We start from the raw sequence: 20,084 nt of genomic DNA, 5'->3' as shown, positions 1-20,084 counted from the left end.
TGTTGATGTAGATGATACAAATGGTTTAAACACATTAAACCAAATAGTACAGCAAACAATACAATGAACCACAGACTTTTCATTCAGAAGAAATCAAATTTTGACGTTATCAGTCAGAAGACTACAATAGAACTCAAAAACCTTGTACCTACAATTGTGTGCAAGGTTTTTGTTATTTATGATCTATTTAATATAGAAGAAAGCCAATTACAAGAGGTTCAAAATAAGGTGTTTGTCGATCCTGTGACAGACGTTGTTTTCAAATACGTAGAAGATGCAGTTAACGAAAGCATTCCTTATTCTAAAAATTATTTTGCAACCGAATTTTTACCAGGTCAATATAATCAACGCGATGATTCTTCGGAACAATGTTTAGTGTTGATGAATGTTGAAAATGTAACCGTAAAATCTGGTTTACTATATGTTTTCAATGATGATTTGTCTGTGGAAGATTTAAAGAAAGTAAAAGATTACTTAATCAATCCAATTGAGTCGCGCGAGAAAGATCTTTCAAAAATGGAAATTCCAGCTAATCCAGAAGCTACAGAAGTTCCAATTATTGAAGGTTTTATTTCTGCTGACGAAAATAAACTACAAGACATTTACAACCAATTTGGATTATCGTTAGAGATGGATGATTTAGTTTTTATTCAAGACTATTTCAAATCAATCAATCGTAATCCAACCGAAACTGAGTTAAAAGTTTTAGATACTTATTGGTCTGATCACTGTCGTCATACAACTTTTGAGACGGAGATTACAGATGTTCAATTTAATTCTAAATTTAACGAAACACTTCAAAAAACATTCGATTATTACCAACAAGTTCGTCAAGAATTAGGAATAACTAAACCAATTCGTTTGATGGATTTAGCAACTGTGATGGGAAAATATCTTTCTCGTACAGGAGTTGTGAAAAATATTGATGTTTCTGAAGAAATTAACGCATGTTCTATTGTCGTTCCAATCGATGTAGATGGTGTTGAAGAAGAATGGTTATTACAATTCAAAAACGAAACACATAATCACCCAACAGAAGTGGAACCATTTGGTGGAGCTTCGACATGTGTTGGTGGAGCAATACGCGACCCTTTGAGTGGACGTTCTTACGTTTTCCAAGCGATGCGTATTACAGGAGCTGCAAATCCTTTAGAAAAAATTGAAGATACGTTACCAGGTAAATTACCACAACGTAAAATCTCTAAAGAAGCAGCAAACGGATACAGTTCTTATGGAAATCAAATTGGTTTAGCGACAACTTTTGTGAAAGAAATTTATGACGAAGGGTACAAAGCAAAACGCATGGAAGTTGGTTTTGTGGCTGGAGCTGTAAAAAAAGAATATGTTCGTCGTGAAGAACCAGTTGCAGGTGACCGAATTATTTTATTAGGAGGAGCAACAGGTCGTGATGGAGTAGGAGGAGCTTCTGGTTCATCTAAAACACACGATGGTCTTAAATTAGACGATTTATCAGCAGAAGTTCAAAAAGGAAATGCAATTGTTGAACGTAAAATTCAACGTTTATTCCGTAATCCAGATGTTTTAGCATTAATCAAAAAATGTAATGACTTTGGAGCAGGAGGTGTTTCTGTTGCAATTGGTGAAATTGCACGCGGAATTAATGTTAATTTAGATTTAGTTCCATTGAAATATGCTGGATTAAACGGAACAGAATTAGCGATTTCTGAATCTCAGGAACGTATGGCTGTTGCGGTTGAGGCTAAAGATGTGGAAACATTTATCTCATTAGCAAAAGAAGAAAATCTTGATGCGACTTGTGTTGCTGAGGTAACGGGAGATGATACAATGACTTTGGTTTGGAAAGGAACAAAAATTGTTGAATTAGACCGTAAATTTTTAGATACAAATGGCGTTCGTAAACAAGCTAAAATCGAAGTTACGGACGAAGAATATACAAATCCTTTTGAGAATAAAGCCTTCAATAAAGAAGCGTTTATTGCAATGATGCAAGAGTTAAATCATGCGTCGCAAAAAGGTATGGTAGAAATGTTTGACAATAACGTTGGACGTTCTACTATTTTGAATGCTTTTGGTGGACAAACAATGGATACACCAGAAGATGTTTCGGTACAAAAATTCCCAACAGACGGATTTACAAATGCAGTTTCTATTGCTTCATTTGGTTACAATCCTACAATTTCTCGTTGGTCAAATTATCACGGAGCTTATTTTGCGGTAATTGATTCGATGACAAAAATTGTTGCTGCTGGTGGAAATTACGCTGATATTCGTTTAACTTTTCAAGAATATTTTGAAAAATTACGTGATGAAGCTACGCGTTGGGGAAAACCATTTGCGGCTTTATTAGGAACGATTGAAGCACAAAAACAGTTCGGAATTCCTGCAATTGGAGGTAAAGATTCGATGTCTGGTTCTTACCAAGATATTGATGTTCCGCCAACGTTGATTTCTTTTGCAGTTGCGCCTTCTTTGGCTGAAAAAATTGTACAAGGAACTTTAGTTGAAAAGAATTCTAAACTTTCAGTTTTTATTCCAACATTAACAGAAGATTATTTAATCGACGAAGCAAATACAAAAGCTATTTTTGATTTTATCGGAACAATTAATGCTGATGTAAAATCAATGATGACGGTTAAATTTGGTGGAATTGCAGAAACTGTAGCGAATATGGCTTTTGGTAATGAAATCGGATTTGAAATCAAAACTGATTTAGATGTAGCAAAATATTATCCAGCTTCGATTGTAATTGAACATTCAGATGATTTAAATATTCCTGCTGAAATCGCTCAAAATTATCATGTTTTAGGTCAGACAAATGATTCAACTTCGTTCAACTTTAATGGAGAAGAAATTAATTTGATTGAATTAAAACAACAATGGAAAGAAACATTCAATTCATTGTTTCCATATAAATCAACTACTGAAACTGTTGTTGAGGAAAAAGATTTAAAAGCAGAACAAATTTGTTTTGCCTTCGCCGATCATAAAGTAGAAAACCCAAAAGTTTTCATTCCAATTTTCCCAGGAACAAATTCAGAATATGATTCAGCAAAAGCGTTCCGTAGAGAAGGAGCAATCGTTTCGACTTTGCCTTTCCGTAATTTAACACAACAAGATGTTGAAGAATCAGTTGATGCTTTTGTAAATGAAATCAATCAAGCCAATATTTTCTTTGTACCAGGAGGTTTTTCAGCTGCTGATGAGCCAGATGGATCAGGTAAATTTATTGCAACGGTTTTACGCAATGAGAAAATCAAAAATGCAATTCACAATTTATTAGAGCGCGATGGTTTGGTTTTAGGAATCTGTAATGGTTTTCAAGCATTGATTAAATCAGGATTATTGCCTTATGGACGTATTCAAGATTTAGAAGAAGATACACCAACATTAACGTTCAATGAAATTGGTCGTCACATTACACAATTAGCGAAAGTGAGAGTGAATAAATCGCACTCACCTTGGTTAAAAGGAATGGAAGGTCAAGAATTCTGGATTCCATTTTCGCATGGAGAAGGTCGTTTCGTAGCAAATGAGGTTGAATTAGAAAAGTTAATTGATAAAGGACAAATCGCAACTCAGTTTGTAGATTTGGATGGAAAATTAGCTGGAAAAATGCCTTATAATCCAAATGGATCTACGTTTGCGGTAGAAGGAATTGTATCGCCTTGTGGAAAAGTTTACGGACGAATGGGACATCCAGAGCGTTACGAAGAAGGATTATTCAAGAACATTCCAGGAAATGGATATATGAATATCTTCAAAAATGCGGTGGAGTATTTTAGAGGGTAGATTATAGATATGAGATATTAGAAGTTAGATATGAGAAAATTTAACTTCTAAAAATTAAATAAAAAATGTCATTTAGAGTTTGTTGAGGAATCTAAAAAGATTTTTCATTACGCCAAGGCTTCATTCAGAATGACAATTGAAGAATAAAGTTTGAGTCATCCTGAACTTGTTTCAGGAACTCATCTTAAAAAAGTGAGAAGCTGAACTGAATTCAGCTTGACATTGAAAATAAAATAAGGAATTTTGAAGTTAGAAATAAGGTAGAAGAAAAAAAATCTAAATATTAAATATCTAACATCTAAATACTAAAAAAAGAAACAAACAACAAACTAATACCAATTTCGATCCTGAACCAATCGAAATTAATCTCGAAAGTTAACCTTGAACAAGTTAATTTTCAAAACAAACAACAAACACGAAGTGGACTTTTTCATTTCAAACAAAACAAAAAAACGATGTAATGAAGTTAGAAATAAGAAACTAGAAGTTAGATGAATTTTAACTTTGAATTTCGAAAATCGAGCTTCGAAAAAACAAACAACAACGATGAGCTTAACAAAAAAAGACTTCATTTACGAAGGGAAAGCAAAACAAGTTTACTCAACAGAGGAAGCAGACAAAGTAATTGTTTATTACAAAGATGACGCAACTGCATTTAATGCACAAAAGCGCGGAACTGTTGAGGACAAAGGAGAAATGAACAACAAAATTTCGACTTTAATTTTCAACTATTTGATTGAAAAAGGAGTTAAAACTCATTTCATCGAGCAGTTGAATGATCGTGAGCAATTGGTGAAAAAAGTATCAATTATTCCAATTGAAATGGTTGTGCGCAACTATGTAGCTGGGTCTATGGCTCAACGTTTAGGATTAGAAGAAGGAGCGAAATCTCCAGTTACAATTTTTGATATCTGTTACAAAAAAGATGAATTAGGAGATCCATTAATCAACGATCATCATGCGGTTTTATTAGGAGCTGCAACATATGATGAGTTAGATGAAATGTACACACAAACAGAAGTAATTAACGAAGCGTTGAAAGAATTGTTCTTAAAAGCTGGATTAATTTTAGCTGATTTTAAAATTGAATTTGGTAAAGATGTTGATGGTAATATCATTTTAGCTGACGAAATTTCTCCAGACACATGTCGTTTATGGGATGTTGAAACAGGAAAAAAATTAGATAAAGACCGTTTTCGTCGTGATTTAGGTGATGTTTCAGAAGCTTATCACGAAGTATATAATCGTTTGACAGAAGTTTTAAAATAAACATTTTTTTCATTCTATAATGATTGATAAAAAATTACATAAAAGCCAATTAAAAGCTGAATATTTAACGAATTTCTACGAAAGAAATTTATTAAAAAAATATGCAGCCGATACTGTGGATAGTGTAAACGAAGAATGTGGTGTTTTTGGGGTTTATTCGCCAAATAATATCAACACATATTCTATTGCACAGTTTGGTTTATTTGCGCTTCAACACCGTGGACAGGAAGCGTGTGGTGTTTCTTTCTTGAAAGATGGAAACATTAAAACGGTGAAAAAAACAGGATTGGTATTAGACGTTTTCAAAACAATGGAAGCCGAGATTGAAGAATACCAAGGAAATGCTGCGATTGGACATACACGCTACACAACTGCTGGAGGTGGAAGTCGTCGTAACATTCAGCCACTTTACACGTACAATATTTATGGAAAACCTCATTTCTCTATTGCTCATAACGGAAATTTAATTGAAGTTGAAGCATTAAGAGCTGAATTAGAAGCAGAAGGTTTACCATTTTTAGCAACTTCGGATACGGAGGTTTTATTACGTTCTATTCAAAAATATTCGCATTTAGATATTGTAGAAGCTATACAGAAAGGTACAGAAAAGGTAAAAGGAGCTTATTCGGTTTTGTTATTAGCGAATAATCAAATGGCAGCTTTTCGCGATCCAAATGGTATTCGTCCTTTATGTTTAGGAAAATTGGACGATGCCTATGTTTTCTGTTCAGAAACATGTGCATTAGACGCTGTCGGAGCTGAATTTATCCGTGATGTAGAGCCAGGTGAATTGATTGTTGTAAATGAACAAGGTTTGAAATCTTATTCATTAAATCAACCAACGCAGCGTAATATTTGTGCTTTTGAGTACATTTATTTTGCACGTCCTGACTCGAATATCGAAGGAAATGAAATCTACGATTTACGTGTAGAATCTGGTCGAAAATTATACGAACAATCTCCTGTTGCTGCCGATATTGTAATTGGTGTTCCAGATTCTGGGATCCCGTCTGCAATTGGTTATTCAGAAGCTTCGGGTATTCCTTACGAACCAATTTTGATTAAGAATCGTTATATGTCGCGTTCGTTTATCGTTCCTTCACAAGAAATGCGTGAACGTGTGGTCAACTTAAAATTGAATCCCATCAAAAATAAAATCAAAGGAAAACGTTTGGTTGTTTTAGATGATTCGATTGTACGTGGAACAACTTCGAAACTTTTAATCAAAATCTTAAAAGAAGCAGGAGCAAAAGAAATTCATTTCCGTTCTGCTTCGCCTCCAATTATTGCACCTTGTTATTTAGGAATTGATATGCCTTCTAAAGCAGATTTAATTTCAGGAAATAAGTCAATTAAAGAGGTTGAAGATTATTTGAATGTCGATTCGTTAGATTTCTTAACAGTTGATAATCTGATTGATTTATTAGGAAGTAAAGAACATTGTTTTGGATGTTTTACAGAAAAATATCCCGTAAATTATTCTAATGAAGAATGTAAAGAGGTAAAACCTTTGCATATAGATTAATAAGTTATACGAATTTCGAATCTCGTATTTCGAAAAACTAAATCATAATTAAAATGAGCAATACATATAAACAAGCCGGAGTAGATAAGGAAGAAGGTTATCAAACGGTATCGAAAATTAAAGATGCAGTTGCAGCAACACACAATTCAAACGTGTTGAATGGAATTGGAAGTTTTGGTGCATTTTACCAATTAGGAGGTTACAAAAATCCTGTTTTGGTATCAGGAACCGATGGTGTAGGAACTAAACTACGTGTGGCTTTAGATTCTAAAGTTTACGATACAGTTGGGATTGATTGTTTCGCGATGTGTGCAAATGATATTTTGTGTCATGGAGCAAAACCATTATTTTTCTTAGATTATTTAGCTTGTGGAAAATTAGATTCTGATATCGCAGCAGAAATTGTAGGTGGAATTGCACAAGCGTGTAAAGAAACTGGAACAGCATTAATTGGTGGAGAAACAGCAGAAATGCCAGGAATGTACCAAGTTGGTGATTATGATGTTGCTGGATTTTGTGTTGGAGTAGTAGAACGAGATGAAATTATCGATGGTTCTAAAATAAAAGCTGGACAAGTAATTATTGCGTTACCATCAAGTGGTTTCCATTCGAATGGATTCTCTTTGGTTCGTAAAGTTTTCCCAGATTTTAACGAAGAATTTGAAGGTAAACCTTTGTTCGAAACATTATTAGTTCCAACAAAATTATATCAAAATGATATTTTCAAAATCAAAGATGCTGGAATCGAAATGTCTGGAATTGCTCATATTACAGGAGGTGGATTAATCGAGAATGTTCCTCGTATTATAAATGACGGATTAACTGCTGTAATAGAAAAAGCAAAAATAAATGTACCAACAGTGATGCAAGAATTAGCTAAACGCGGAGGAATTGCAGAAAACGAAATGTTTGGAACATTTAATATGGGTGTTGGAATGGTTGTCATCGTTGACCAAACTGATGCTGAAAAAGTATTGAATATTATTGATGGAAGTGCGTTGATTGGAGAAATTCAAGAAGGTGCTGACAAAATTATATTGAAATAGTAGATTAAATAGTTTAAAAAAGCCGGATAAGATTTCTTATCCGGTTTTTTTATTTTTTGGGATTATTTGTTTTTGATTAAGATTGATCCTTGTTATAAAATTTTGTAGTTTTTTTCTTAAATAAAAAAGCTTAATTAAAATACAATAGCTTTTAAAGTTAATTCATTTTCTTTTTTTTAATTTATTAAGCATTTCCTCACCTCATTCAATCTTCGTATCTTTGCATTTCATTCAAAAAACTCCAAATTCACTCATAAGTTATGCAACAATCAAAGGCTTTGGCAATTCTAAAATCTGGTCGAAATGTATTTTTAACAGGTTCTGCGGGTGCCGGAAAAACTTATGTGTTAAATCAATACATTCAATATCTTAAACAACATGGCGTTCCTGTTGCTATAACGGCTTCTACGGGAATTGCTGCGACGCACATGAATGGTCAAACGATACATTCTTGGGCTGGAATTGGAATAAAAGATTATGTTTCTGATCGATATTTGGCTTCGCTTCGCGACAAGAAATATTTCCGAGATAAAATGGACAAAGTAAAAGTCTTAATTATTGATGAAATCTCGATGCTGCACCGAAATCAGTTGGATGCGGTTGATTATGTTTTGAAGTTTTTCAAACAAAACGATGAACCTTTTGGAGGTGTTCAAGTAATTTTTTCGGGTGATTTTTTCCAGTTACCGCCGATTGGTGAAGAGTGGGAAGAATCGAAAGATAAATTCTGTTTTATGTCCGATGCTTGGGTTCAAGCAAAAGTGCATATTTGTTATTTGACAGAGCAATATCGTCAAACAAATAATGCATTGAATGATATTTTGAATGAAATTCGTTCGGGGAATATTTCGCAAAAAACAGTTGATTTATTAGAAACTCGAATCGAATATTTTCCAGATGAAATAGATTCACAAACTCGTTTGTATACACATAATATGGATGTGGACCGAATTAATAAAGGTCAATTGATTAATATTGATTCATCTTCCAAAACATTTGAAGCAAAAGTTGCGGGAAATCCAGCTTTGGTTGAGGTTCTTAAAAAATCTGTTTTAGCAGAAGAAGTTTTAGAATTGAAGATAGGAGCGAAAGTGATGTTTGTTCGTAACAATTTCGAAGTTGGTTTTGTAAACGGAACGCTTGGAAATGTTTCGGGGTATACTGAAAAAGACGAGCCAATTATCAAAACATTAGATGGAGAATTTTACATTGCAAAACCAGAAACGTGGGCAATAGAGGACGAAAGCGGAAAAGCATTGGCTTCATTTACACAAGTTCCGTTGCGTTTGGCTTGGGCGATTACGATTCATAAATCACAAGGAATGACGTTAGATTCTGCGTTTATTGATTTATCAAAAGCGTTCGAAAAAGGACAAGGGTATGTTGCACTTTCACGTTTACGAGATTTAAATTCGTTGATGTTACACGGATTGAATCAAACAGCTTTAGAAATTGATTCACTTGCAATGAAGGCTGATAGACGTTTTCAGGTTTTATCGAATGAAATGGATGAGTTTCTAGATGAAAAAGAATTGCAAAACTCTTGGGCTGCTTTTATCCGATATTCTGGTGGAACTTTGGATAAAAAACAAATTGCAAAAAATATCGAAAAGAATAAAACCAAAGAAAAAGGACAAAAGAAATCGACTTACGAAATTACATTAGAATATGTGAAAGAAGGTTTGTCTTTAGATCAAATCGCAGAGAAAAGAGGTTTAACTACTTCAGCAATTGTCGATCATATTGGTAAAATCAAAGAAAGTGAGCCTGATTTGGATTATTCAAAATTTAAACCTTCTGATAAAATTATTGATAAAGTTCGATTAGCGTATAGTGAAATCGAATTTGAAGAGAATAAAGTTTTAAAACCAATTTATGATTATTTCAATGGTGAAATTGGTTATGAAGACATCAAAAAAGCATTACTTTTTATAGATTAAATAAAAATTGTCAGTTCAAAAATCTAAATAACTGACAAAATTGGTCAAATTATTCGAAAGGAATAGTTGTTGTTAAAAGATAAGTATTAAAAATGAACGCTTTTTAAAAGCATCCATAATTTACAATTTATGTCAATAGAAAACAATAATGTAGTTTCAGTAAACTACTCATTACATACCATCGAAGCGAATGGTGAAAAAGTATTTGTAGAACAATCAAATACAGAAGAGCCATTAACTTTTTTATTTGGAGCTGGAATGATGATTCCAAAATTTGAAGAAGAATTAAAAGAATTAACAATTGGTGATAAAAAATCATTCGTAATTACTCCAGCAGAAGGATACGGTGAAAGAGTAGAAGAAGCTGTTGCTCAATTACCTTTAGATATGTTCAAAGAATCTGGATTGCCACCAGTTGGAGCAATTTTACCTTTGACTGATGATGCAGGAAATCAATTCCGTGCTTCAGTTGTAGAAGTGACAGAAGAGGCTGTAATTGCAGATTTGAATCCTCCAATGGCAGGAAAAACATTAGAATTTGAAGTTGAAATTCTTAATGTTCGTCCAGCAACTGAGGAAGAATTATCTCACGGACACGCACATGGAGTTGACGGAACTCAAGGGCACTAAAAAATATTTTCAAAAGGCTATTTCAATTTGAGATAGCCTTTCTTGTTTTTAATTGTGAATAAATCATTAATAAATAGATTAAATCCACGTTATATTTTTCGACTTGCATCAACTAAAATCTTATCTTTGTAAAACAAACAAGATTACTTACAAACAAACATGAAAATAGCTGTATTTGTTTCCGGTGGCGGAACAAATCTTCAAAATATTATTGATGCAGTTGAAGACGGAACGTTACCAAATGTCGAGATTTCGATGGTAATGGCAGACCGAGATTGTTATGCAATAGAACGATCGTTGGATAAAGATATCCGAACGTATGTCTTAGACCGAAAAACTTTTTCGGAAGATGCTGAACATAATTTAGAAGGAGAAGAAATCGACCTTATTGTTTTGGCAGGTTTTTTAACCATATTATCTCCAGAATTTACCTCGAAATGGGGCTCGAAAATGATTAATATTCATCCTGCATTATTACCAAAATTTGGTGGAAAAGGAATGTATGGCGCGAAAGTTCACAAAGCAGTTTTAGAAGCTGGTGAAAAAACATCAGGAGCAACTGTACATTTTGTAACGGCTGGTGTAGACGAAGGACAAATTATTTGTCAAGGAATTTTTGAAATTGAAGAAGGTGATGAAGTAGCAGATTTACAGCGTAAAGTTGCTGAGGTAGAAAGTGAAATCTACATTAAGGCAATCAAGCAAATCAGCGAAGCATAAAATATAGAATGCCTCAATGTTGTGTACATTGAGGTTTTTCATTTCCAATAAAATAGTAAACAAACAATAAACTTTAAAAACTAAACACAATGCAAAAACAAGCGCTAATAAGTGTTTCGGACAAGTCGAACTTGTTAGAATTTGCAAAATTCTTGGTTGAACAAGATTACAAAATCTTATCAACTGGAGGAACATTCAAACATTTACAAGACAACGGAATCGAAGTTACAGAAGTAAAAGATGTAACTGGTTTTCCTGAGATTTTAGATGGTCGCGTAAAATCTTTACATCCTGCAATTCATGGTGGTATTATGGCGCGTCGTTCGGACGAAAATCATATGGCAACAATTGCGGAACATGGAATTAACCCAATTGATATCGTTATTGTAAATCTTTATCCTTTCTTCGAAAAGATGAATACAGGTCTTTCTGAAGCGGAAATGATTGAATTTATTGATATCGGTGGTCCATCAATGTTACGTTCTTCTGCAAAGAATTTTTATGATGTAACAGTTGTAACGGATGTGAATGATTATGAAGTAGTGATGAATGAAATTCGTGAGAATGGTTCAACTTCTATCGAAACGCGTAAATTATGTGCTGGTAAAGTATTCAACTTAACTTCTGCTTATGATGCGGCGATTTCTACTTACATTTTAGGAGAAGATTTTCCTCAATTTTTAGAGTCTTCTTACGAGAAAGTGATGGATTTACGTTATGGAGAAAATCCACATCAAAAAGCAGCTTATTATGTTGATAAAACGAAAAATGGCGCAATGAAAGATTTCGAATATTTACAAGGAAAAGAACTTTCTTTCAACAATATTCGTGATATGGATTTGGCTTATAAAGTGGTTTCAGAATTTGAGGAAACAACTTGTTGTGCAGTGAAACATTCAACGCCTTGTGGAGTGGCAATTGGAGAGAATGTTTTAGAAGCTTATGAAAAAGCGTATGAATGTGATCCAATGTCAATTTTCGGTGGAATCATCGCTTTCAATAGAGAAGTTGATGGAAAAACTGCGGTTGAATTAAATAAAATTTTCTTAGAAATTGTAATTGCACCTTCATTTACAGAAGAAGCGTTAGAAATTTTTAAACAAAAGAAAAATTTACGTATCATCAAAGTGAAGAATCCTGTGTCGGATAAAGTAACTTACGTAAAAGTTGATGGAGGATTAATTGTTCAGTCTACAGATAATCAGTTTTCAACAGATCTTAAAGTTGTAACAGAAGCTCAACCAACAGATCGTCAAATGACTGATTTAGTTTTTGCTCAAAAAATTGTAAAATGGGTAAAATCTAACGCGATTGTTGTAGCGACAAATGGTCAAGCTTACGGAATCGGTGGAGGTCAAACGAATCGTATTTGGGCGGCTCAACAAGCGATTGCACGTGCAAAAGAAAAAGTGGAAGATGATTTAGTTTTAGCTTCAGATGCATTTTTCCCTTTCCGTGATGTAGCTGATTTTGCAGCAGAAAATGGAATTAAAGCAATTATTCAACCAGGAGGATCAATCAAAGATCAAGAGTCTATCGATGCTTGTAATGAACGCGAAATTCCGATGGTTTTCACAGGAATGAGACATTTTATGCACTAAAATTCGATATGCGATATTCGTTTTGCGATGTTGGAATTTAAGATTAACTTAGTGTAAATGAGAAGTTATAGAAATTTAGACATATGGCAAAAAAGTTTGGAAATTTTAAGACTGGTTTATAATCTTTCTAATAAATTTCCAGAATCAGAAAAGTATGGATTAACTGTTCAAATAAAAAGAGCAGTTGTTTCAATTCTTTCAAATATCGCAGAAGGTTCTGGAAGAAATTCAAATCAGCAAATGATTAATTTTCTATCTATTTCAAAAGGTTCTGATTTTGAGGTTGAAGCTCAATTAATAATAGCTTTTGAGTTGAATTATATAACAGAGTCAGAATTAAATGAAGCTTTAGAATTAATTGATCATTATTGTAGAATGAATAAAAATTTTCAAAACTATTTAACAAAGAAAAACAATGGAACAAAATAATAGCGCAAACCGCGAATCGCAAACCGCAACTCGCATCTTAGTAATCGGTTCAGGTGGTCGTGAACATGCAATAGGATGGAAGTTTGCTGAAGATTTCAAGCAAAAAGGACAAGATTTAGAATTGTTTTTTATTCCAGGAAATGCAGGAACAGCTCAAATCGGAACAAACGTTTCAGTTTCTTCGATTGAAGAAATGAAAAATTTCGCGAAAGAAAATCAAATCGATTTAACTTTTGTTGGACCAGAAGCTGAATTAGCAGAAGGTATCGTTGATATTTTTCAGAAAGAGAATTTAAATGTTTTTGGACCTCATAAAGCAGCTGCGCAATTAGAAGCTTCTAAAGCTTTTGCGAAGGATTTTATGGATAAATATGGTGTGAAAACAGCAAAATATAAAAATTTTCAAGGACCAATGTTGGCGATTGATTATTTGAAAACACAAGATTATCCAATTGTAGTGAAAGCCTCTGGTTTAGCGGCTGGAAAAGGAGTTATTATCTGCCAAGATTTTGAAGAAGCAAAACAAGCTGTTTTGGATATCATGGAAGATAAAACCTTTGGTGATGCAGGAAACGAAGTGGTTATTGAAGAATATTTAGAAGGTTTTGAAGCCTCTATTTTGTCTTTCTTTAACGGGAAAAAAATCGTTCCATTTGTTTCGGCAAAAGATCACAAGAAAATTGGTGAAGGAGAAACTGGTCTTAATACTGGTGGAATGGGCGTTATCGCTCCAAATCCATTGTTTACGGAAGAGCATTTCAAAATGTTCGAAGAAGAAATTATGGAGCCAACAAAATGTGGTTTAATTAAGGAAAGATCAGAGTTTGCTGGTGTTATTTTCTTTGGATTGATGATTACAACAAAAGGTGTTTATTTGTTGGAATATAACCTAAGAATGGGCGATCCAGAAACGCAAACAACTTTACCTTTGTTAGAAAATGATTTGGCTGAGGTTGTAAATAAAGCAATTAAAGGAGAAGATTTTGACTTGACTTTCAAAAATCAACATGCGTGTTGTGTGGTGATGGTTTCGGGAGGATATCCAGGAAATTACGACAAAGGTTTTGAGATTCGTGGTTTAGAAAATGTAACTTGTCCTAATTTTATTGCTGGTGCAAAATTATCAGGTGAACAAATTGTTACTTCTGGTGGACGCGTAATCAACATAGTTGGATTAGGAAATACATTAGAAGAAGCACGTGAAACTGCTTACGAAAACATCAAAAAAGTACATTTTGATTACGAATATTATCGAAATGATATTGGAGTAATTCAATAAAAAATACAGTTTATATTATTAAAAAATGCGTTTCAAATGAAACGCATTTTTTTTAATTTATTCTGAAAATTCGACGTGATAAACATCGCTTTTATTTCGATTTATTTTTCGATATTCAAATCCTCCAGCTTGCGGAATAATTTCGACTAAATCAAATGATTGACAACTTTTTGGCAAACCATTAAAAATTAAAGTGAAATGAAGAGACGAACCTTCTTCGATATACGTCCAATTTGGATACATTGTAATTCCGTCCGCAAAAACCAATTGACAACGTTTTCCTGATTGATTATCAATAATAAAAGTAGAAGGCCAAATACGTGCAGCATTTGCATATTCATCTGCCGCCATACAACAATGTATAATAACCTGACTTTCTTCTTCGATATTGGTTAAGAGCTCAGAATCAATAAAAATCTTTTCTTCAAGAATAGTTGCACTCATTATTTTGCAATTTTCTTAATGTACAATTCTTCTACTTTTGCACGTGCCCAATCTGTTTTTCGAAGAAATTTCAACGATGATTTCAAACTTGGATTATCATTAAAACATCTGATGTTAATTTGATTTCCCAAACCTTCCCAACCGCCGTAATAAATTACTAATTCTTCGATAATATCGTCTAAACGTTTTCCGTGTAATGGATTATTTTTTTGACTTTCCATTTTGCAAATTTACGAAAATGTTTTTGGTGAATTTAGAATAGTTCAAGCTTTCTAAAATTCATATTTTTCTTCCAATTGTTCTGCTAAATGTAAAATATCATTCACTCGCGCTAATTGCTCAATCCAATTGGTCGGAATTGTTTCTGCATCATAATAAATCCCTGCAATTCCACCAGCAATACAAGCAATTGTATCGGTATCATGTCCTAAATTCACCGCTTTCAAAACACAATCTTTATACGAACTTGTATGTAGCAAACACCAAATAGAAGCTTCTAAACTATCCATGACATAACCAGTTGATTTAATTTCATCTTCTTTTAAATCAATTAGTTTTCCACTTAAAATTCGTTCGAAATATGTAAATTCATTTTTATAAATTTCATTTTCTTCTAAGAATAATTTTAACCAAAAATTTGTGTTCAGATAAGCTTCTTCTAGATTTTCGGCATCTAAAACGTTCAACGCAAATTCAATATAATAAATACACGCCAAAACAGAACGATTGTGCGCATGCGTGATAGAAGAAACTTCTTTGACGATTTCACAGCGTTCATCAATCGATAAATCTTTCGTGAAAATTGCTAAAGGAAGAATACGCATTAACGATCCATTTCCATTATCAGATTCGGATGTAGAACCAGCCTCAATTGGATTTTTTACAACTCGTAAACGATTTATTGCTTTTCGTGTAGAAATTCCAACATCAAAGACTTCTCCGTCAGCCGTCCAATAACCTTCGTGCATCCACATCTGAAATTTTTCTGCAATATCATTCACATTATAACCATTACACAACGATTCAGCCAAGCAAAACATCATCGAACTATCGTCAGAAAAAGTGCCAGGAGGCATATTGTATGTTCCATAACCCATCATATCTGTGACAGGATTTTGTTGTAAATATTGCCTACTTTTAAACTCAACTGGAACTCCTAATGCGTCACCAACCGCCGATCCAATTAATATATTTTTCGAAAAATTTTTTCTATTCATAACTTTCTTTTATAAATGAAAAATAATTGATTTTTTTGAATATATCCAAATTATTTTTGAAAATTTATGAATTAATCATAATAAATTTATCTTTTTCGGATAAAATATTAAAAGGTTTAAAATAGATAAAAAAGAATAAGTCGTATTGTCAGTTTTGAAAAAATTGGAACTGATTTTGATTAAATTACCACACAAACTTATTATTACTATGGCTTTTATAGATTATTATACAACATTAGGTCTGCAAAAGACCGCATCACAAGATGAGATAAAAAAAGCTTATCGGAAATTGGCACGTAAGTATCATCCCGATCTTAATCCAAATAACGATGAAGCTGCACAGAAATTTAAAGAATTAAATGAAGCAAACGAAGTGTTGAGCGATCCAGAAAAACGTAAAAAATACGATAAATATGGAGAAAATTGGCAACATGGTGAAGAATATGAAAAAGCTCGTCAGCAACAACAACAGCAACAATATCAATATAGTAATAGCGATTTTGATGGAGCTGAAGGTTTTGGTGATTTTGATGGCTATTCAGATTTTTTCAGTTCGATGTTTGGACGCGAAGGAAGGAGTAGATCAACAGGTTATAAAGGGCAAGATGTTAATGCCAGTTTGACACTAAATTTGACAGATACATTGACTTCGCATAAACAAACTTTTGCTGTGAATGGTAAAAATATACGAATTACAATTCCAGCTGGAGTAGAAGATGGGCAAACGATTAAGATAAAAGGTCACGGAGGAAAAGGTTATAACAATGGTCCAAATGGAGATTTGTATATCACGTTTCATATCGAAAATAATACGTCTTTTGAAGTTAATGGAGCAGATTTATCTACAATTGTTGAAATCGACTTATACGATGCAATTTTGGGTGGAGAAGCGATGATTGATACACTTTCTGGAAAAGTGAAAGTTCCAATAAAAGAAGGAACAGAGAATAATAAAAAGGTTAAATTGAAAGGAAAAGGTTTACCAATTTATAAGAAAGATGATCAATTTGGAGATTTGTATGTGACATTTTCAGTAAAAACTCCAACTAATTTATCAGCAGAAGAAAAAGAATTATTCGAGAAATTACGTTCACTTAAAAAAGCTTAAAACCATGAAAAATGTAACGATATCTGTTATTCAGTTTAGTAAATATCATCAGATTGAACCTCAATTTGTGATTGATTTGTATAAAAATGATTTGGTTGTTTTGCACGAGCGTAACCAAGAATATTTTATCGAAGAAAATGATTTGAAATTAATCGAACGATTTATTGAATTTCATTATAATTTGGGCGTTAATATAGAAGGTTTAGAAGTGATTCATCATCTTTTGAAACAAATCGAAACGCTACAAAAACAATTAAAATAAACGAATTCAAAAACAACCTTTGCAGAAAACTGCAAAGGTTGTCTTATTTTTGCATAAATATTTTTGTATGAATACTCCCGAAAAGAAGAGTAAATTAAAAAAATTACATTCGCGCAATCGTCATTTAGCGCCTTATAATTTCGAAAAATTGTGTGCGATTTATTCCCCACTTTCCAAATATATCAAACCCAATAAAGAGAACGAACCAACGATTAATTTCTCGGATAGAGAAGCTGTAAAAGCGTTGAATAAAGCGTTGTTGAAAACATATTATGATATTGATTATTGGGAATTGCCAAAAGATAATTTGTGTCCACCAATTCCTGGTCGCGCCGATTATATTCATTATGTTGCCGATATTTTGGGTGAAAGTTTTGATGGTGTAATTCCGCGTGGAAAAGATGTAAAAGTCTTGGATGTTGGTGTTGGAGCGAATTGTATTTATCCGATTATTGGAAATTACGAATACGACTGGAACTTTGTTGGCGCAGAGTTGGATTATGCTTCTTTCAAAAATGCGGAAGAAATTGTCAAGAAAAATGCTCGATTACGTAACAAAGTTGAGATTAGAATGCAATTTAATCCAAACAATATTTTCAAAAAAATCATCAAACAAGGCGAAAAATTTGATATTACAATTTGTAATCCTCCATTTTTTAGATCGAATCAAGAAGTGATGGAGCAAACAATGCGTAAACTGAAAAACTTAGGTCAAAAATCTGATCAAAAACCAATTCAAAACTTTGGTGGGAATAATTCTGAGCTTTGGTGTAGAGGAGGAGAGCGTCTGTTTATCACGAAAATGATAAAAGAAAGTGCGGATTATAAACATCAAGTAAAATGGTTTACAACATTGGTTTCTAAGAAAGAAAATGTTCGAATTTTGGAAGGTATTTTGAAACGTGAAAAAGTAAGAGATTACCGAATTGTAAATATGCAACAAGGGAATAAAATTTCGCGTTTACTAGTTTGGAGATTTTAATTGATTTATTTTTAATTCATTAAAGGTTTTATTTAAAATTATTCCAAATTTTTCTGAAGGGTTTATTCAGTTTAAGATTTGTTTTACCTTTTATAAACAAAATTATTACAAATGAAAACAAATAGAATAATGGTTTCTTTGGTAGTTGTAGCGTTGATGTTTAGTATTTTTTCGTTTACGACTTCTCGTCAAATTGACACAGGAAAAGCAATTTCAAGTTCAGAATGGAAAAATCTAAAAGTGTTACCACAAAACATTTCGGAAGATAGTTTGAAAGGTTTGATGCGCGGATACAACGCTGCTTTAGGAGTGAAATGTAATTTTTGCCACGCCGAAAATCCAGATACGAAAAAGATGGATTTTGCAAGTGATGCAAAAAAAGAAAAGGAATTTTCACGTCATATGATTGTAATGACACGTGATATTAACGCGAAAAATTTCAATTGGGAAAATGCAAAAAATCCTGAAATGATCAATGTTGTAACATGTGTAATGTGTCACAGAGGAAATGAAAGTCCTACAAAATCATTGATTGAGCCTGTAAACGCTGAGTTAAAAAACGTGAAAGATGTTGCAAAAGAAAAATTAGCTCCCACATCTGGTTCAACGAAAGTTGAGAAAAAATAAAGAATAGAAATATAAGCTCCATTTTTGGAGCTTTTTTTATTTTCAAAATTCAATAAATCGTATAACTTTGCTTTCATAATTTAAAGAAATAAAATGTTTAAATTTATTCGTAAGGTTGTAATTTATCTTTTTGTAGCTCATCTTGTATACATTGTTGTGTTAAAGTGGATTAATCCGCCGTTCACGATTACGCAAGTTCAGCAAGGTTTTGAACAAGGAAAATTTAAGCGCGATTATATTTCCTATGAAGAAATGGGACGAAATATAAAATTGGCTGTAATTGGTTCCGAAGATCAAAAGTTTCCTGTACACAATGGATTTGATATGGATGGAATACAAGAAGCGATCGAAAAAAATAAAGAAGGGAAAAAACTTCGTGGAGGTTCTACGATTTCTCAACAAGTAGCGAAAAATGTGTTTTTGTGGCAAGGTCGTTCTTGGTTGAGAAAAGGATTGGAAGTTTATTTTACGTTTATGATCGAAAAAATTTGGGGCAAACAACGTATTTTAGAAATGTATTTGAACACTTCAGAAATGGGAATTGGTGTTTTTGGAGTTGAAGCAGCTTCAGAATATTATTTTAATAAACCAGCTAAAGATTTAACCAAAAATGAAGCGGCTCGAATTGCAGCAGCTTTGCCATTGCCACGAAAATATAATGTGAATCCGCCTTCGTCTTTTATCAGTAGACGCGCTAGTCATATAGAGCGACAAATGCGAAATATACAAGGAAGCACTGATTTGGAAAAGGTTTTAGGAGAATAAAATAGAAAAGAGAAGTTAATAAGCTTCTCTTTTTTGTTTTATTACTCTCTCCAATTAATTTTAACCGCAGAAATTTTCTCTAATTCCAAACGAATTTCAGGAAGTAAATTGAAATCATTTTTCATGTAAAAAGCCAACGGAGAACAATAAGGCTCTCCATTCGCTTTTGTATCTTTTTCATGGTCGATTACCCAACCATTTAGTTCTGTCGAAAATGTTTTTAATCGATTAAGAATTTTACGTCCCAAACCAATTTGATGCAACTCGCTATCCACAATTATTGCAAACCATTTTTCATAATCTCTTTCAAAAATAACCGCCCAAGCTCGCATTTGATTGTTTTCATCTACAGCAAAAAAATGTTTCGCTTCAATCAAACTATTCAAATAATTTTCGGTGTCCTGTAAACTCTCAAAAGCCAAATTAATAGGATATTCGTTGTTCCAAATTTTAAAAATATACTCTTTAT

Annotated in this window: 19 protein-coding genes; 15 read left to right on the top strand and 4 right to left on the bottom strand. The window is 33.0% G+C overall.

The window, feature by feature from the left end; genetic code table 11:
• The first annotated feature begins 63 nt into the window (after window positions 1-63).
• From B2X73_RS12980 to purD, 10 genes are all read left to right on the top strand, one after another.
• Complete coding sequence (locus B2X73_RS12980; RefSeq protein ID WP_125349019.1) at window positions 64-3,771, top strand: phosphoribosylformylglycinamidine synthase; 3,708 nt, start codon at window positions 64-66, stop codon at window positions 3,769-3,771.
• A gap of 546 nt (window positions 3,772-4,317) precedes the next feature.
• On the top strand, window positions 4,318-5,040 hold the full coding sequence (gene purC, locus B2X73_RS12975) for a phosphoribosylaminoimidazolesuccinocarboxamide synthase (protein WP_038332381.1): 723 nt from the start codon (window positions 4,318-4,320) through the stop codon (window positions 5,038-5,040).
• A 19-nt stretch (window positions 5,041-5,059) separates the two neighbouring features.
• The gene (gene purF, locus B2X73_RS12970; protein WP_125349020.1) at window positions 5,060-6,565 is read left to right on the top strand and encodes an amidophosphoribosyltransferase; all 1,506 of its coding nucleotides are present in this window, start codon (window positions 5,060-5,062) and stop codon (window positions 6,563-6,565) included.
• A gap of 53 nt (window positions 6,566-6,618) precedes the next feature.
• Window positions 6,619-7,611 (top strand): phosphoribosylformylglycinamidine cyclo-ligase, encoded by a 993-nt coding sequence (gene purM / locus B2X73_RS12965; protein ID WP_114999539.1) that lies wholly within the window; start codon window positions 6,619-6,621, stop codon window positions 7,609-7,611.
• A 260-nt stretch (window positions 7,612-7,871) separates the two neighbouring features.
• A complete protein-coding gene (locus tag B2X73_RS12960) occupies window positions 7,872-9,551 on the top strand; it encodes an AAA family ATPase (protein ID WP_219034720.1) in 1,680 nt (559 codons plus the stop codon).
• 129 nt (window positions 9,552-9,680) lie between these two features.
• Window positions 9,681-10,181 (top strand): FKBP-type peptidyl-prolyl cis-trans isomerase, encoded by a 501-nt coding sequence (locus tag B2X73_RS12955; protein WP_038332370.1) that lies wholly within the window; start codon window positions 9,681-9,683, stop codon window positions 10,179-10,181.
• 159 nt (window positions 10,182-10,340) lie between these two features.
• Window positions 10,341-10,901, top strand: coding sequence for a phosphoribosylglycinamide formyltransferase (purN, locus tag B2X73_RS12950; protein ID WP_038332368.1), 561 nt, complete (start codon window positions 10,341-10,343; stop codon window positions 10,899-10,901).
• Between the two features lie 89 nt (window positions 10,902-10,990).
• Entirely contained in the window at window positions 10,991-12,502 is a 1,512-nt protein-coding gene (purH, locus tag B2X73_RS12945) for a bifunctional phosphoribosylaminoimidazolecarboxamide formyltransferase/IMP cyclohydrolase (RefSeq protein ID WP_280036526.1), read from the top strand.
• A 57-nt stretch (window positions 12,503-12,559) separates the two neighbouring features.
• Complete coding sequence (locus B2X73_RS12940; RefSeq protein WP_125349023.1) at window positions 12,560-12,931, top strand: four helix bundle protein; 372 nt, start codon at window positions 12,560-12,562, stop codon at window positions 12,929-12,931.
• Window positions 12,918-14,210 (top strand): phosphoribosylamine--glycine ligase, encoded by a 1,293-nt coding sequence (purD, locus tag B2X73_RS12935; protein WP_125349024.1) that lies wholly within the window; start codon window positions 12,918-12,920, stop codon window positions 14,208-14,210. The genes B2X73_RS12940 and purD overlap by 14 nt, the downstream gene beginning before the upstream one ends.
• 57 nt (window positions 14,211-14,267) lie before the next feature.
• Here the strand turns inward: purD and B2X73_RS12930 are convergent, their stop codons facing one another.
• From B2X73_RS12930 to B2X73_RS12920, 3 genes are read right to left on the bottom strand one after another with little or no spacing between them, the layout of a single operon-like run.
• Window positions 14,268-14,654 carry a hypothetical protein gene (locus B2X73_RS12930; RefSeq protein WP_114999543.1) on the bottom strand — a complete coding sequence of 129 codons (387 nt, stop codon included), beginning with the start codon at window positions 14,652-14,654 and terminating at the stop codon, window positions 14,268-14,270.
• On the bottom strand, window positions 14,654-14,875 hold the full coding sequence (locus B2X73_RS12925; protein WP_038332359.1) for a VF530 family DNA-binding protein: 222 nt from the start codon (window positions 14,873-14,875) through the stop codon (window positions 14,654-14,656). The genes B2X73_RS12930 and B2X73_RS12925 overlap by 1 nt, the downstream gene beginning before the upstream one ends.
• A gap of 51 nt (window positions 14,876-14,926) precedes the next feature.
• On the bottom strand, window positions 14,927-15,871 hold the full coding sequence (locus B2X73_RS12920) for an ADP-ribosylglycohydrolase family protein (RefSeq protein WP_114999545.1): 945 nt from the start codon (window positions 15,869-15,871) through the stop codon (window positions 14,927-14,929).
• Between the two features lie 208 nt (window positions 15,872-16,079).
• Between B2X73_RS12920 and B2X73_RS12915 the strand changes: the two genes are divergently transcribed.
• The 5 genes from B2X73_RS12915 to mtgA all read left to right on the top strand — a co-directional run bounded on the left by B2X73_RS12915 (window position 16,080) and on the right by mtgA (window position 19,615).
• A complete protein-coding gene (locus B2X73_RS12915; protein WP_114999547.1) occupies window positions 16,080-16,979 on the top strand; it encodes a DnaJ C-terminal domain-containing protein in 900 nt (299 codons plus the stop codon).
• A gap of 4 nt (window positions 16,980-16,983) precedes the next feature.
• Window positions 16,984-17,241 carry a chaperone modulator CbpM gene (locus tag B2X73_RS12910; RefSeq protein ID WP_135834956.1) on the top strand — a complete coding sequence of 86 codons (258 nt, stop codon included), beginning with the start codon at window positions 16,984-16,986 and terminating at the stop codon, window positions 17,239-17,241.
• A gap of 67 nt (window positions 17,242-17,308) precedes the next feature.
• Window positions 17,309-18,223: a 23S rRNA (adenine(1618)-N(6))-methyltransferase RlmF gene (gene rlmF, locus B2X73_RS12905; protein ID WP_038332349.1), complete on the top strand. Its 915-nt coding sequence runs from the start codon at window positions 17,309-17,311 to the stop codon at window positions 18,221-18,223.
• A gap of 111 nt (window positions 18,224-18,334) precedes the next feature.
• Window positions 18,335-18,850 (top strand): c-type cytochrome, encoded by a 516-nt coding sequence (locus B2X73_RS12900; protein ID WP_286495799.1) that lies wholly within the window; start codon window positions 18,335-18,337, stop codon window positions 18,848-18,850.
• A gap of 93 nt (window positions 18,851-18,943) precedes the next feature.
• Window positions 18,944-19,615, top strand: coding sequence for a monofunctional biosynthetic peptidoglycan transglycosylase (mtgA, locus tag B2X73_RS12895; RefSeq protein WP_291049037.1), 672 nt, complete (start codon window positions 18,944-18,946; stop codon window positions 19,613-19,615).
• A gap of 41 nt (window positions 19,616-19,656) precedes the next feature.
• Here mtgA and B2X73_RS12890 read toward each other — a convergent pair.
• Window positions 19,657-20,084 (bottom strand): N-acetyltransferase (locus tag B2X73_RS12890; RefSeq protein ID WP_291096583.1); only part of this gene is annotated, 428 nt, incomplete at its 5' end.

Origin of the sequence: Empedobacter sp. UBA7252 (genome assembly GCF_002472765.1) — a bacterium.
Lineage (GTDB): Bacteria > Bacteroidota > Bacteroidia > Flavobacteriales > Weeksellaceae > Empedobacter > Empedobacter falsenii_B.
The sequence above is the reverse complement of the archived record's forward strand: the minus strand, read 5'-3'. Positions and strand labels throughout refer to the sequence as shown.